The organism is Streptomyces sp. NPDC057900, from assembly GCF_042887885.1.
Classification (GTDB): Bacteria; Actinomycetota; Actinomycetes; order Streptomycetales; family Streptomycetaceae; genus Streptomyces.
The window spans coordinates 1,301,004-1,313,971 of record NZ_JBHVOI010000002.1; the positions used below are offsets into that span (position 1 = coordinate 1,301,004).

The 12,968-nt window shown below is 69.0% G+C and carries 12 protein-coding genes and 1 pseudogene; 7 read left to right on the forward strand and 6 right to left on the reverse strand.

The features are described from left to right. Positions 1–14 precede the first annotated feature (14 nt). Positions 15–365: a hypothetical protein gene (locus ACFVQ0_RS13195; protein ID WP_390087342.1), complete on the forward strand. Its 351-nt coding sequence runs from the start codon at positions 15–17 to the stop codon at positions 363–365. Between the two features lie 103 nt (positions 366–468). Continuing rightward, positions 469–951, forward strand: a complete 483-nt coding sequence (locus tag ACFVQ0_RS13200) for a hypothetical protein (protein ID WP_390087344.1) — start codon at positions 469–471, stop codon at positions 949–951. Positions 952–1,409: 458 nt separating this feature from the next. Here ACFVQ0_RS13200 and ACFVQ0_RS13205 read toward each other — a convergent pair whose 3' ends face one another. After that, the gene (locus ACFVQ0_RS13205; protein WP_390087345.1) at positions 1,410–2,405 is read right to left on the reverse strand and encodes an LD-carboxypeptidase; all 996 of its coding nucleotides are present in this window, start codon (positions 2,403–2,405) and stop codon (positions 1,410–1,412) included. 167 nt (positions 2,406–2,572) lie between these two features. On the opposite strand from ACFVQ0_RS13205, the gene ACFVQ0_RS13210 reads away from it, so the two are divergent. After that, positions 2,573–3,559 carry a linear amide C-N hydrolase gene (locus ACFVQ0_RS13210; RefSeq protein ID WP_390087347.1) on the forward strand — a complete coding sequence of 329 codons (987 nt, stop codon included), beginning with the start codon at positions 2,573–2,575 and terminating at the stop codon, positions 3,557–3,559. Positions 3,560–3,604: 45 nt separating this feature from the next. Here ACFVQ0_RS13210 and ACFVQ0_RS13215 read toward each other — a convergent pair whose 3' ends face one another. The 4 genes and pseudogenes from ACFVQ0_RS13215 to ACFVQ0_RS13230 form a co-directional block, all read right to left on the reverse strand. Next, positions 3,605–4,921 (reverse strand): MFS transporter, encoded by a 1,317-nt coding sequence (locus tag ACFVQ0_RS13215; protein ID WP_390087349.1) that lies wholly within the window; start codon positions 4,919–4,921, stop codon positions 3,605–3,607. Next, on the reverse strand, positions 4,911–6,752 hold the full coding sequence (locus tag ACFVQ0_RS13220) for a condensation domain-containing protein (RefSeq protein WP_390087810.1): 1,842 nt from the start codon (positions 6,750–6,752) through the stop codon (positions 4,911–4,913). The genes ACFVQ0_RS13215 and ACFVQ0_RS13220 overlap by 11 nt, the downstream gene beginning before the upstream one ends. Beyond that, positions 6,726–8,018, reverse strand: a pseudogene (locus ACFVQ0_RS13225) (DUF6271 family protein); the annotation flags it as partial. The gene ACFVQ0_RS13220 and the pseudogene ACFVQ0_RS13225, both read right to left, overlap by 27 nt. Continuing rightward, positions 8,000–9,094, reverse strand: a complete 1,095-nt coding sequence (locus ACFVQ0_RS13230; protein WP_390087350.1) for a phytanoyl-CoA dioxygenase family protein — start codon at positions 9,092–9,094, stop codon at positions 8,000–8,002. The gene ACFVQ0_RS13230 and the pseudogene ACFVQ0_RS13225, both read right to left, overlap by 19 nt. Positions 9,095–9,561: 467 nt before the next feature. Between ACFVQ0_RS13230 and ACFVQ0_RS13235 the strand changes: the two genes are divergently transcribed. The 4 genes from ACFVQ0_RS13235 (at position 9,562) to ACFVQ0_RS13250 (ending at position 12,240) form a co-directional block, all read left to right on the forward strand. Next, positions 9,562–10,419 carry a hypothetical protein gene (locus tag ACFVQ0_RS13235; RefSeq protein WP_390087352.1) on the forward strand — a complete coding sequence of 286 codons (858 nt, stop codon included), beginning with the start codon at positions 9,562–9,564 and terminating at the stop codon, positions 10,417–10,419. 82 nt (positions 10,420–10,501) lie between these two features. Then, complete coding sequence (locus ACFVQ0_RS13240; protein ID WP_328865385.1) at positions 10,502–10,762, forward strand: acyl carrier protein; 261 nt, start codon at positions 10,502–10,504, stop codon at positions 10,760–10,762. 10 nt (positions 10,763–10,772) lie between these two features. Continuing rightward, positions 10,773–11,435 carry a 4'-phosphopantetheinyl transferase superfamily protein gene (locus tag ACFVQ0_RS13245; protein ID WP_390087354.1) on the forward strand — a complete coding sequence of 221 codons (663 nt, stop codon included), beginning with the start codon at positions 10,773–10,775 and terminating at the stop codon, positions 11,433–11,435. An 82-nt stretch (positions 11,436–11,517) separates the two neighbouring features. Next, positions 11,518–12,240 carry a hypothetical protein gene (locus ACFVQ0_RS13250; RefSeq protein ID WP_390087356.1) on the forward strand — a complete coding sequence of 241 codons (723 nt, stop codon included), beginning with the start codon at positions 11,518–11,520 and terminating at the stop codon, positions 12,238–12,240. Between the two features lie 311 nt (positions 12,241–12,551). On the opposite strand, the gene ACFVQ0_RS13255 is transcribed toward ACFVQ0_RS13250, so the two are convergent. Next, complete coding sequence (locus ACFVQ0_RS13255; RefSeq protein ID WP_390087357.1) at positions 12,552–12,965, reverse strand: hypothetical protein; 414 nt, start codon at positions 12,963–12,965, stop codon at positions 12,552–12,554. Between the last annotated feature and the right edge of the window lie 3 nt (positions 12,966–12,968).

Sequence of the window (12,968 nt, forward strand, 5' to 3'; positions counted from 1 at the left end):
CAGGAGGAAGTTTCGTGCCATCCGAATTTGTCACACCTGACCCCCAAGAAATCGTCAATGCACTGGGCGTCGAGCCAGAGGTCACTGGCGAGACTCGGAGGACGATAGATCTAGTCGGTGTAACGGGCGAAGACTTGAAATTTTCGTACGACGCGGTCGGCCAGTCGGTGGCTGTGCGCTGGTGTACGCGGTCCGGCGCGGTCATGGTGAGCCTGTTCAGAGAAGGGGCTGTTCTGCTCCGCGTGCAGGAAGGGGACGGTGAGACTCAACTCGTTGTGGACTTCGAAACCAGAGATACCGCGGGGGAGCTCAGGCTGAGGGTATTTCCGGAGGTGTCGCTCACGGAAACATCACTCTTCTCGTGAAGGCCGAGTCTCCTCGGGGGCATATAGTTGATCGCAACCGGGGAGGCAAAGTGAATTGGGCAGGCGAAATGAAAGCGCTCATCGAGAAACTGGAGGGTTAGCTGTGAGCGCTACTGAGCTGATTGCCTTGTTTGTTGCAACTGGGCGGCTGTATGGTGTTGGAATTGGCTCCACGCTCGGGGACGTCCAGAGGGAAATTGACTCGGCTTTCGTGGATGTAGTCGATGCGGGCGGCGATTCAATGAGACGTGACTACGGTTTCATCGAATTTTATTTTAGTTCCGGTCAAGAATGGACTGTTTCCGGGGGTGCCATCGAGCTGCACAGGCTTGCTGTTCGTGCAGACTTGGCGCTTCGTTGGCGCGACGTCATGCGCGACGAGTTTCCCCGCTATCTCGCGTGGGAGGAACTACTTGCCGAGTTTTCGAAGCGGCCTGATCGGCCCGCTCTTGAAGTTATCGATCAAGGTGACTTCCTGGAGTATCGCGCATCTGAGTCGAAGGTCTCTGTCCTGGTAAATAATGACAATGAGAAACGTGATGAATGGCTGGGGCATGGAGATGTGTGGAGCGTCAGCCTGGGTTGATGGGAGCCTGTTTTGGCTCTCTTTGTCCAGGGAGTTGCCGCCTGCCGGTGAGTGCCGACTGCTGCCAGGATCTGATACCCGCCGCCGGGGTGAGAACGCGTCAGATGAGGCTCGACAAGTCAGCCTAGGAAGGTGCTGGGCCGGTTTGGTCATGTCGTGTGGTTCAGGTCGCCGGTGGAGCGCCATCCTTTGTGCGGGAAGCGCCCGAGCAAGTTGAGTGGACGTTTAGGTTGGTCAGGAACTGGACGATTGTGCCTACGCGTCTCATTCAAGAAGCCGGTCCGGGCGGCCAAACTTCAACGAAGCGATGGACGTGATTCGGGAGAGAGATCAGGAATTCTGCGCGGCAACGGCGTAAGACCTCGAAAGTATCTTCCGGGCACTCGCTCAGGCCCCATCAATTGATGGCCCACAGGCGACCTGAGCACGGTGCCCCTGATTGCCCGCTCGCGACCCCGTCAACGCACCGCCGGTTCGAGCAGCGACAAGGTCCGCCGCTGTGCGTCGAGGGCGACGCGGGTGCCGACGGGCATCGGGAGGTTCGGGCCGGCGTGTCCGAACTCGACGTTGCCCAGGACCGGGATGTCGCGGTTTCCCAGGGCGTCGAGGACGATCTCTCGCAGGGTTGGGGAGCCGTCGGGCGAGCCGGGGCCCTCGATCGCGGTCGGGATGCCCACGACCATGCCGGAGACGCGGTCGAGGATGCCGGCGTGCCGCAGGACCTGGAGGTAGCTCCACACGTGTGAGGCGAGGCCGTCCAACTCCTCCCAGAACAGCACCGCTCCGTCGAACCGTTCGAGCGGCAGCGCGTATCGCGTCGCCTGGTTCAGTGCGATGCGGTTGAGGAGCCCGCCGATCAGGTGGCCTTCGGCGCGACCCGGGCGCCAGCACTCCCAGGACGGGGCGGGTGGCAGTGGGCCGATCGGAGCCGTGCTGGTCAGCAGCGTCGTGTAGAGCCTTTCGAGTTCCGCCCGGCGTGCGGCGGGCGCGGTCTGCCAGTGTCCGCCGAGTCCGGGTGTGGCCAGGTCTGCGTGGAACCCCACCAGGCCCGTCTGTGCGTAGAGCACCAGATGCAGCAGCGAGATGTCGCTGTAGCCGAGGATCGGCTTGGGGTCGGAGCTGATCGCCGCGACGTCGATCAGGTCGAGGTAGCCGAAGGCCGTCTGACCGCCGTCATGCGCGACGATGGCGCGTACCTCGGGATCACCCAGAAGCGCGTTGAACTCCCTGGCGATCTCCGCCGGTGTCGCCGCACTCCACCAATGGCGCCGCCCCGCTTCGAGCAGCGGTGCCCGCCGCACCCGGAATCCCATCCGTTCCAGTACGACCACAGCCTCCTCCAGGTCGGGTTCGTACGCCGCGTGCAGCGGTCCGGAGAGCGACGCGATCACGACGAGGTCTCCGGGCTTCAGGGCGCGGGGCCGAAGCGGTTGGGACTGCGCGGTAGTGGTCACCGAGGCAGTATCCAGACGCCCTCCGCGCCCTGCGACCCAATTACCGGCAATCGCCCAGTGGGCCCCGCATGAGTGTGTCGCCATGCTCGGCCTCGCACGAGAGACGATCATTGCCTCTGCCCACTACGGGTCGGTTCGGATCTCTGACGGGCGGAAAGCGGGAACGTATGTGTACGCGAGCACTCTGGGCTGACGCCGGTGGCGCGGTTCTTGCCGGGCGGAACATGGACTGGATGGAGGAGATGGCGACGAACCTCTGGGCGTTTCCACGCGGCATGACCCGTGAGGACGGCCTCGACGGGACGCTGACCTGGGCCTCCGTATACGGCAGTGTGGTCGCCGGCGCACATGATCTGATGACCGTCGACGGGGTGAACGAAGCCGGTCTTGCGGCGCACCAACTGTTCCTCCCTGAGTCCGACTACGGCGAGCGGGACGAGAGCCGGCCGGCGTTGAGCGTGGCGGTCTGGATGCAGTACGTACTCGACAACTTCGCGACCGTCGCCGAAGCCGTCGCCTGGATCGAGAGCTCCCGGTTGCAAATCGTCGCGCAGACCGACCCGTCGAGCGGGAAGGCGGTGACCCTGCACATGGCGCTGGAGGACCGGTCGGGCGACTCGGCGGTCGTCGAGTACCTGGACGGGACGCCGCGGGTGCATCATGACCGGTCCTACACGGTGGTCACCAACTCGCCTCCGTTCCAGGAGCAGCTTGCTCGCCTGCGCACGATCGAGGGCCTGGGCGGAGCCGAGCCGCTGCCGGGCGGGACCGACCCCTCGGACCGCTTCGCACGCGCGGCGTACTACTTGTCCAGGCTCCCGCAGCCCGCCGGCACCACGGAGGCCGTCGCGTCACTGCTGAGCGTGATGCGTAACGCCGCCCAGCCCTTCCGGGTGGCCGACCCCGACAAGCCCTACGCCTCGCAGACCATTTGGCGCACGCTCGTGGACCTGACCGACGGCATCTACGTCTATGAGTCGACGTCACGGCCCAACATCGTCTGGGTCCGTATGTCCGAACTCGATCTCTCGGACGGTGCGCCCGCGCTGAAGCTCGATCTGGCCGGCGACACCGGGCTCGAAGGCGGACTCGTCGGAGATGTCACCGGCAGCTTCACCCCGGCACCGCCGATGGCCTTCCTGCCGGCGCGGTAGGACCGGCCCCCAGGCAGGACCGGGCCCCGCAGGCAGGACCGGCTCTCAGGCAGGCGCGGCGGGCCCGGCCGTCGGGATCTCCTCCGCGGTGATCGGCGGTTCCGGGGCGTCGGTCTTCCCCGGGCCCCGGCCCAGTCCGCGGATGGCGGGCACGCTCAGCATGACGGCGAGGCACACCACGGAGACGGCCGAGGAGAACAGCAGCACGCGGTCCGCGCCGAAGGCCTCGGACGCCGGGCCGGCCAGGGCCCTGCCCAGCGGGATGGCCATGATGGACCCGGCGACGTCGTACGCGTACACCCGGCTCAGCACGGTGAGCGGGATGTGGGACTGCACACTGGTCGCCCACATGACCCCCCAGAAGGCGAAGCCGCAGCCGGCCAGGATCCCGGTGAGCATGGTGACCGTAAAGGACCAGCCCAGCGCCGGGGCCAGTGGGTTGAGGGCGAAGCAGAACATCGCGCAGGCACCCGCGACGAGCGGGCGGGTGGGCCGTACCCGCATGCCGAGCAGACCGCCGACGATCGTTCCGGCGCCGTCGGCGGAGGCGATCCAGCCGTAGCCGTCCGCCCCGTGCTGTTCGGTGAGCAGGGCGGCGCCCAGCGGCAGGGCCGGGCCGAAGACGAACAGGCCGTAGATCGCCCAGACGACGATGACGCCCCACAGCCAGGAGCGGGAACGGAACTCCTGCCAGCCCGCCTTCAGGCGGTGCAGCACCGGATCGTCGCCCTCCTCCCGTACGACGCTGAGCCTGCGCAGCGGTACGAGGACCAGCGCGCTGAGCCCGTAGGCCGCCGCGATCACGAAGTAGGAGCCCGCCACCTGCCAGTAGCCGACGAGCAGTCCGGCCAGGCCGGGGCCGATCAGCGCGCTCATCGCCTCCGATATCCGCAGCAGCGCGTTGGCGCGCTGGATGTCCGGCGCGATCTGCGGAATCATGCTGGCGACACCGGGCTGGAACATTGCGGTCGCGGCGCCGCTGAGCGCCATCAGGGCCATGATCTGCCACAGGCGCACCTCGGTGGTGAGGAGCAGTGCCGCGAGCGTGAGCATGGCCAGCATCCGCACCAGGTCGGCGCCGACCATCATCACCTGCGGGGTGAACCGGTCCGCGAGTACGCCGCCGAACAGCACGAGCAGGGCGATCGGTGCCATCCACGCGGCCAGCGCGTAGCCCACACCGCCGGCGCCGTATCCGGCCCCCAGCACGGCCGTGGTCAGCGAGACCATCAGCATGCCGTCGGCGAGCAGCGAAGCGCTGCGGGCGGTGAAGAACAGCCGGAAGGAACCCGACTTCCAGGGGCTGGGGAGCGGAGCGGAATCCGGTGACTCCGGCCGGTCCAGCACATCGTCAGTGGTCATCTCGCGTCGGCCGGGGACGGCCGTTCCCTTCCATGAGGATCCGCTGCCGCAGCCACGCGGAGCTGTCGCCCTGAGCGGCCGGCGGATCGTGAACGATGACGTACCGCACGGGCGCCAGAAGTCCCGAGGGGCCGGGCCCGGAGATCGTTTCCATCAGCGCGGTGTGGGCCCCGTCCGGAGTGAGCGGCGCGCCGCCCGACGCGATGAAGGCCGTCATGTGCTCCCCGCCCGGCGCGGGTGCGGAGCCGTCGTCCGTCGCGACGTGTACGGGCAGGCCGCCCAGCGCGCCGCTCAGCGCGTCCGCCACCGCGGCCGGTGAGGTCCAGCAACCGTCCACCCGCAGCCAGTCGCCTCCGCGCTCGGCCGGCCGGACTCCGGTGGCCTCCGTCAGTGAGGCCAGCGGTACGTCCTCGTACGCGACAACCTCCAGCAGCTTCACCAGACCGGTGAGGAAGGTCTCCGCCTCCTCCCGGGTGAACAGCGCGGGGTCTGCCCACATCCCGAGGTGGAGCAGCGGCCGCGTCCGGTAGGCGAAGCACAGCAGGCGGGTCGGGAGCACCTGTAACGGGCCCCATTCGAGGTCGAGTTCAACATCCTGTTCGGCATCCGGCGCGTGGCCGGTGAGCCGGGTGTGCCGGCCCTGGGCGGATTCGCGGGCGTCGGTGAGTCCGCTCACGTCGTTGAAGACCACGTCACGGGCGAAGTGGCTGCCCCGCTCGAAGGTGGTCTCGTCGATCGCCTCCCACAGGCGTACCGAGTCGAACTGGCTGTGGCGGTAGGCGCCGAGCGCCGCCCCCCACGCTTTGCGCAGCACGGCGTCGAAGGACGGGCCTCGTACGTCGAGGGAGAGGAGCGCGTCCTGGGACAGGGTGTTCACCGAGCGGGCGAGCCCCGGCCGGGACCGGTTGGACAGTGGTGCGGCGGCGACGCAGGTGGACTGACCCGCGCGGTGCGCGACGAGCGTGCACCAGGCCGTCAGCAGCACGGTGGGGGAGGGGCTGCCGGTGCGCTTGGCCGCCTGGGCGAGTGCGCGGGCGCCGCGCAGCGAGCGCAGGGTGAGCTGCGGCTGCTGCCCGTCGGTGCGGGCGGCCCTCGGTTCGGCGAACATCTCCTGCGGCCCGGTGCCGATGATCTGCTTCCAATACCGCAGCGACGCCTCCGACCTGCGCAGCCCCGCCGGTGTCGCCTCTTCGGCGGCGAGATCGAGCGGGGTGAGCGCCGTGACCGGCGGCAGTCCGGCGCCGCCCAGCAGGGCGAGCCACTCCTCGTGCAGTACGGCGAGGGCGCTGCCGTCCGTCACCGCGTGGCTGGAGGACAGGGCGACGAAGGCCGGTGCTCCGCGCAGGCTGAGCAGGGCGATGCGGAGGGGGAAGTCACGGTCCAGCCGGAATCGCCCGGCACGGGCCCGGCGGGCCACTGTCTCTGCGTAGTGCGCGGGATCGGCGCCGAACTCGTCGTGGTCCAGCAGGCGTACGGTGAAATTCCCTTCCGCGGCGACCACTTGGGTGCGGGACGCGTTGGTGGCCGGCTCGGGGAAGGTGGTGCGCAGCGCTTCGTGGCGTACGACCAGTGCGCGCAGTGCGTCGAGCACCTGTTCCGTGGCGGTGCCCGCGGGTACCGGCCAGACGTCGTGGTTGTTGATGTGCAGGGGCTCGTCCCGCAGGATGCAGCGGATCATGTTGGCCTGCCCCATCGTGACGGGGCCCCGGCGTTCCTCGCCGCCCGTGTAGGCGACGGTGACCGTACGTTCCCGCCCCGGCCGAGGCCCCCCGCTCGCGGTGGCGGTGTCCGTGGTGTTGCCGAGTCCGGCGCGTCCGGCGGCCCGTACCAGGGGTTCCCAGGCGTCGATCAGCAGCGCGAAGTCCTCCATGTCCGCCCCGGCCTCGTCGAGGAGGCGCCCGCGGCGCTCGGCGAGGGCTTCCGCGACCGCCGTGTACCGGCCGCCGAGCGCACGGTAGGAGCGCTCGATGACGTCCAGCCGTTCGGCGTTGTCCGCCGGGTCGAACCGTGTGCTGTCCCGGACCAGTGCGGCGACGGCGCGGGAACGGACCCGGCCCGCCGGGTCCAGCAGGGTGTCGCCGGCCGCTGCCGCCGCCGCGTACACGGCGTTGAAGTACGGCGTCGACAGCAGGAACTTCGCCAGCCGCACCTGGTAGGCGACGAAACCGGCACCGGTACGGCGTTCACCGGTGTGGAAGTTGACTATGTGGCGGTTGTGCAGCACGCCGGGGAGCCGGGCGTCGTGGACCAGGTGGATCAGGAAGTAGTCGCTGCCGATGGTGTCGGTGGCGGGCGGCAGCGGAACCGTCCCGTAGACCTGGCTGCCGAAGCCGATGTTGCACATGTCCACACGGGTCGGGGCGACTCCGGTGAGGGTCGTGAGGTCGGCGGCGAACGGGGTCGTGCCGGCGCCGCGGAAGGACTCCTCGATCAGGTTCCGCCGCCAGATCTCCGGATATCCCTCGGGCACCGACAGTCCGACCAGGTCGTGGTGGACGGCGGGGTCGAGCCGGCGGATCTCCTCGACGTCCACGGACATCTCGCCGATGAAGGAGCCCCCGACCATGGCCACCGGCCGCTCGACGCAGGCCGGGTCGAGCCGGCTGCGGGACACCAGGTCCGCCACATCGGCGGCCCGCCGCCCCAGGAAGGTCAGTTCCTGGTGGAGGGGGAAGACCGGCTCGCCGTCCAGGCTCTGGTACCGGCTGTCCGAATCCCGGCGGTGCACCGATTCGCAGCCGAGCGCTTCCGCGATCAGGAAGGCCCGGTTGGTGCAGGCGCCGTACGACACGCGCTCCGGCAGCATCAGGCCGAGCACCCGGTCCGCGTCGGCGATGCCTGATTCGGTGGCGACCTCCCGCAGGAAGGCCCGCTGCCGGTCCTCGTCGAGGTGGTGGACGACCACGCCGGGTTCCCGGGGCAGCCCGGAGACCGCCGCCCGGTGTGCGGTGAGCGCCCGGGGGCCGGACGAGTCCAGGATCAGCAGGTGCACCTCGACACCGAAGTGCCGGGCGCCGTGGGCCGCCTCCGCGGCGACCGCGGCGATGGTCTCGGCGCAGGGCCGGTTGGTCGGCAGGGTCAGGCAGACGCGGCGCACGACGGCTCCTCGCTCCGTCCGCCGGCGGGCGGCTCCTGGTCCCCGTCGCTCCACGAGGTGAGGCCCAGCAGCCGGCTGCCGAGCCCGTCGAGCGTGGCGGTGGGGTAGCGCTTGGACTCGTGCCGGGTGAGATCGCCGACGAGGGTGCGGTTCCAGCGCGGAGTGCGCAGGTGCCGCCAGGACTCCACGCGTGAGTGCCGCAGCCTCTCGTGCTCCTCCAGCGCGGGCATCATGGACAGGTACTGGACCGCCCTGACCCCGTCGCGCGAGGTGTTGCGCGCCACCCCGTGGGCGAGCAGGCCGTTCCAGATCAGCAGATCGCCGGGGTGCAGGTCGGGTCGTACGACCGGGAACTCTGAGCGGTCCACCGAAGGGCGGATCGGGTCCCGGTCCGGGGGGCTGCCGGTCTTCCACTCCTCGAACCGCCGGAACAGCTCCGGGTTGCACTGGAAGCCGCCCGTCTCCGGGCTGGTGTCGTTGAGCGCGATGATGCCCTGCACCCGCTGCGGCGGGACGCCCAGCGTGGTGTCGATGTCCCAGTGCAGCTCGATGTCGAAGCCCCGGTCCGTGGCGTCGATGAGGGCGCGGTCCCGGTTCCCGACGTTGGGCGGGTTGAGGTTGAGCCGGTCCAGGGTGACCCACAGCTCCTCGCAGTCCCACACGTCGACGAAGGCGTCGTACACCCGCTGGGCCTGGCGGTTGTTCCAGAGCAACTGGTGGTGGTAGGCCTCGACGAAGCCGTAGACGTGCAGCTGGCGGTCCAGTTGCGAACGGAACGGGCGGTCCTCGTACCAGCTGTCCGGCCGGTCCGGGTCGAGACCTTGGAAGTCCCAGGTGAAATTGAGCAGTTGACGGGCCGTCTGCGCGGGCACCGCCTCGCGGACGATGACGTAGCCATAGGTCTGCCAGTGGGCGAAGTCCTCCTCGGACAGCACCCGCAGCGGCCGCGACTTGCTGAGCTCCCGCAGGGTGGTCTGGGCGAGGTAGGACTCGCCGTCGGCGCTGAAGTAGGGGCGGTCGGACGCCGCCCGGTGCAGCCGGGGGCGGCGGGGGCCTTGCGAGGTGTTGGGTATCACTCTGACCTTCTGGGCAGGGGGACTTGGGCGTTCTGACGGTGGCCCGTGGTCCGGTCGGCAGGCGCCGGAGAAAGAGCGCGCGGAGGTCGTGCGAAGGGCAGGATCGGGGCGCTCGCTCCGGCGGATCGGTGGAGATCCCGCGATCAGCACAGTGGTCCAGACCATTACCTCTGTCAAGCGACGCGCCGGAACGGGCATACGGGAGGGTTTCGCCGCCGGGGGCAACGCGCCAGTGAGGCAAGGGGTTTCATCTACTTTGGTCTAGACAAATTACGGGGACCCGTCCTAAGGTCCCTACGTGGCACAGCCCCTGATGGGGCGTCTGCCTGGCGCACCCCGTGCGTTCCGGCGAAATTGCCACCTTCCCGCAGGACTTCAGTCCGCCCTGACCAGCGGACCGGGACGTTCCGCACTGCCGATGGACCAGCTCCTCGGCGCTTCGCCACGCTCAGAGGGAGCGGTCTGCAATGAGCACATCCGACACCACGACGCCGCCGGGTATCACCCTGAAGAGCCCGGGACCCGGACTGGTCCCGCTGGACCCGGTCCACACCGCACTGCTGCACGGTCTCGACTCCCTGCTGACGGGTCTGGCGGCCCGGCTCTCGGCCCCGGAGGTGGTGGGTCCGCCGCTGCTCTCCGCCGAAGGGCTGTCCCGGCTCGACTACTTCCGCAACTTCCCCCACCTCGGCGTCGCCGCCGGACGTTTCGCGCCGGACGCCTTCGACGGACTGGCCGGCGGGCAGCAGCCGGGCGGCCTGCCGCTGGAGCCGACCGGCCACCTCCTGCCCTCCGCCACCTGCTACGGACTGCTGCTCTCACTGGAGGGGCAGGACATCGGCGCCGACGGCCTGAGGCTCTCGGCGACCGGCCGCTGCTACCGCAACGAGACCCACTACGACGGGCTGCGGCGGCTCTGGGGCTTCCACATGCGTGAGGTGCTGTACCTCGGCACCCAGGACGGGGCGTCCGAACACCTGGACCGGGGAGCGGAGTTCATCCGCGAAGCCGCCGCGCTGCTCGGCCTGGAGCTGACCCGCGCCGCGGCCGACGACCCGTTCTACGACAAGGGCGGATCCCGTGCCCGGCTGATGATGCTGGACCCGGTGAAGCACGAGTTCAGCGCCCCGGACGGCACCGCCATCGCCTCGGTCAACCGGCACCGCAACTTCTTCGGAGAGCGGCTGGGTATCCGCGCGGGCTCCCCGGATCCCGTGTACAGCTCCTGCGTCGCCTTCGGCGTCGAGCGCTGGGTCCACGCGATGGTCCTCGCCCACGGAACCCCCGAGCGGGCCCTCGACCGGCTCCGCCGCGCCCGCGACTGAGCGCCCTCCGGCCGGCCCGCCCCGTCGGCCCCAGCCGCTTCGGCTCCGACAACACCCGTACGAAAAGGAACGGTTCCCCACCATGGACAGCATCACCGCCTGGCTCCACGAGAAGAACCCCGGCCTCACCGGCACCGTCGCCCCGGACGAGGACCTGATCGAGGCGCGCCTCATCGACTCCATGGACTTCCTGGAGTTCATCGACCTGCTGGAGGAGCTCTCCGGCAACAGCATCGACCTCCAGGAAGTCACCATCGACGACTTCCGGACCCTCGACCGTATCCAGCGAACCTTCCTGACCCCGCCCGTCCCCTCCGCGGCCTCCGGGCCGGTGTCCGGCTGAGCGACCTCGGTTGAGCACCGATCTCCCGCCCCGCCGCGACCGCGTGGTGGCCGCGGTGGCCACCACGGCGGAGGTGCTGGCCCACCCGGAGCTGGACGCGGACCTGCTCGCCCCCTGGGAGCACCGACGCCTGAACCGGATACGGGTGCCGGCCCGCCGCGACGACGTACTGGCGGCGCGCCTCCTGCTGCGCCTGTGCGTATCGCACTTCACCGGCCGCGCCCCGGACGCCCACGAGCTCGTCCAGTTCTGCCCCGAGTGCGGGCGGTACGAGCACGGCCGCCCCTCGCTCCGGGACAGCCCCCGCACCGGCGTCAGCATGAGCCATGCCGACGGCCTGGTCGCGGCGGCGGCCGGTCCCGGAGCCGTGGGCATCGACGTGGAGCCCTCCACCCGCCGGCCCGGCCCGATCGCGGTGCTGCGCCGGATGCTGCCCGAGGCCGCTGCTGAAGCGGCGGTCACCTCACAGGATCCCGGCCCCGGACTGCTCCGGGCCTGGGTACGCCGCGAGGCCCTGCTGAAGGCGGGCGGCGCCGGTCTCCCCCTGCTGGAATGGGAGGACCCGGGCCGTGGCGCCACGGCGGCGGTGGCGAGCGCCGCACCGGTCGACGTCCGGTCCGGGATTACGGAACCCGGCCGTCGAGCGGGAGCCGGGCGAAGCCCCGCGGCGTAGTCAAAACGTGACTGGAACTCGGCTTATCCCTCGGTAAGATCGTTTCTCCAATGCGTTACTCCGTGAAAATGTCAGGAACAAAATGAGATTGCGAAGGATCCTGCCGGCCGTCGCCGTACTTCCGGCCCTCCTGGTGATATCCGCGTGCAGCAGCGATGCGGACGGGTCCGACGCCAAGAAGGGCACGCCGAGCGCGAAGAGCAAGCAGAGCGCCGAAGAGAAAGAAGCGGCAGAGGCGAAGCGGGTCGGGGCCCTCGACACCAAGCACCTCGAAAAGGTGACTCTCACGGGAACGACCAAGGGGATCAACGCCAAGAAGGTGGCCAAGGCGGAGGTCGAGGCCGGGCGCGGGATGAAGGCGGACAAGAAGGCGTGCCAGCCCCTTGCCAGCCTCATCGGCGGATTCACGCACATCCCTGCCGTCAGCGAGACGCACCGATCCCTCCAGCCGGTCGAGGCGACCAATGCCACGGTGGGCTCGATGTGGCTCTCCTCGCACTCCGAGAAGAACGCCACCCAGGTCATGAAGGACCTCCGCGCCGCGATCACCGCGTGCCCCAAGGGATTCAAGACGCTGGGCCTCACGTACGGCAAGGTCGAGAAGCTTCCCGCGACCGATCTCGGCGACGAGAGCGTCGACTACCGGGTCACCGGTGACATCGGCAAGCAGAAGGTGCCGATGACCTACACGGTCGTGCGCAGAGACGGTGTCGTCGCCGCCTTCTACGGCGTGAACATGCTCGACGCGAAGAAGGCCGCGATCTCGAAGAGCTTCATCCAGGCGCAGCTCGACCGGATCGCGTGACAGCCGGGCTGACGGGACTCATGTCGTCATCGGCACCGACAGCCTGAAAGCCCGCACATCCGCGAATTGCGGTCAACGTCGCATACGCTCCGAACATCACTACCCGCTGTCATTTCGCCAAGAGGCGAGGAAATGGGGTGGGTGACCCGCCGGGTCACCCACCCCATTGCTTTCTACGGGGTTTGTCGGCCGAGATCAGGAGCTGTTGTGTCTGATTCCGGCGGGAACGTTTTCGATCCGGAAGTCTCGGGCGGTGGCCTTCCCGATGTCAAACGTTCCCCCCGCTTATCGGCGGCTCGGCCGGCGGACGGTCAGCCGATCTGCCCCCATTCCGCCGGGAAGTCCGGCGGCCAGGGCTGACTCGGGTCGTACAACGACTGCCTTTCACCCATGGCCTCGTAATCCGCCTCCCGCCAGGACGGCTTGCCGCTGCGGACGAAGCTCTCGCCGTCTCGCTCAAGCATCCACGTGTAGGGGGCGTCCTCCTCCGGAATGCCGTGCCGTTCGCTCAGCACGCCGAACTCGGCCTCGTTCGCCGCCCGGACGTAGAGCCCATTCCTGTAGAGGGGCTTGAGGAACATCAGCGTGACGTGGCCGAAGTACACCTCGACCCTCGTCGTGGTCCGGTCCACCAGTGTGGCTTCACTGGTGAGGAAGAGCTGCCGGTGCGAGGGGTTGAACCCGCTGACCCTGAAGAGCCGCCCCTCCCGGCTGAAATCTGTCATGCC

Excerpts from the sequence above, each read along its gene's own strand:
- ACFVQ0_RS13215 (WP_390087349.1), bottom strand. The coding sequence starts at position 4,921 with ATGACCACTGACGATGTGCTGGACCGGCCGGAGTCACCGGATTCCGCT.
- ACFVQ0_RS13250 (WP_390087356.1), top strand. The coding sequence starts at position 11,518 with ATGAGATTGCGAAGGATCCTGCCGGCCGTCGCCGTACTTCCGGCCCTC.
- ACFVQ0_RS13235 (WP_390087352.1), top strand. The coding sequence starts at position 9,562 with ATGAGCACATCCGACACCACGACGCCGCCGGGTATCACCCTGAAGAGC.
- ACFVQ0_RS13255 (WP_390087357.1), bottom strand. The coding sequence starts at position 12,965 with ATGACAGATTTCAGCCGGGAGGGGCGGCTCTTCAGGGTCAGCGGGTTC.
- ACFVQ0_RS13210 (WP_390087347.1), top strand. The coding sequence starts at position 2,573 with ATGTGTACGCGAGCACTCTGGGCTGACGCCGGTGGCGCGGTTCTTGCC.
- ACFVQ0_RS13240 (WP_328865385.1), top strand. The coding sequence starts at position 10,502 with ATGGACAGCATCACCGCCTGGCTCCACGAGAAGAACCCCGGCCTCACC.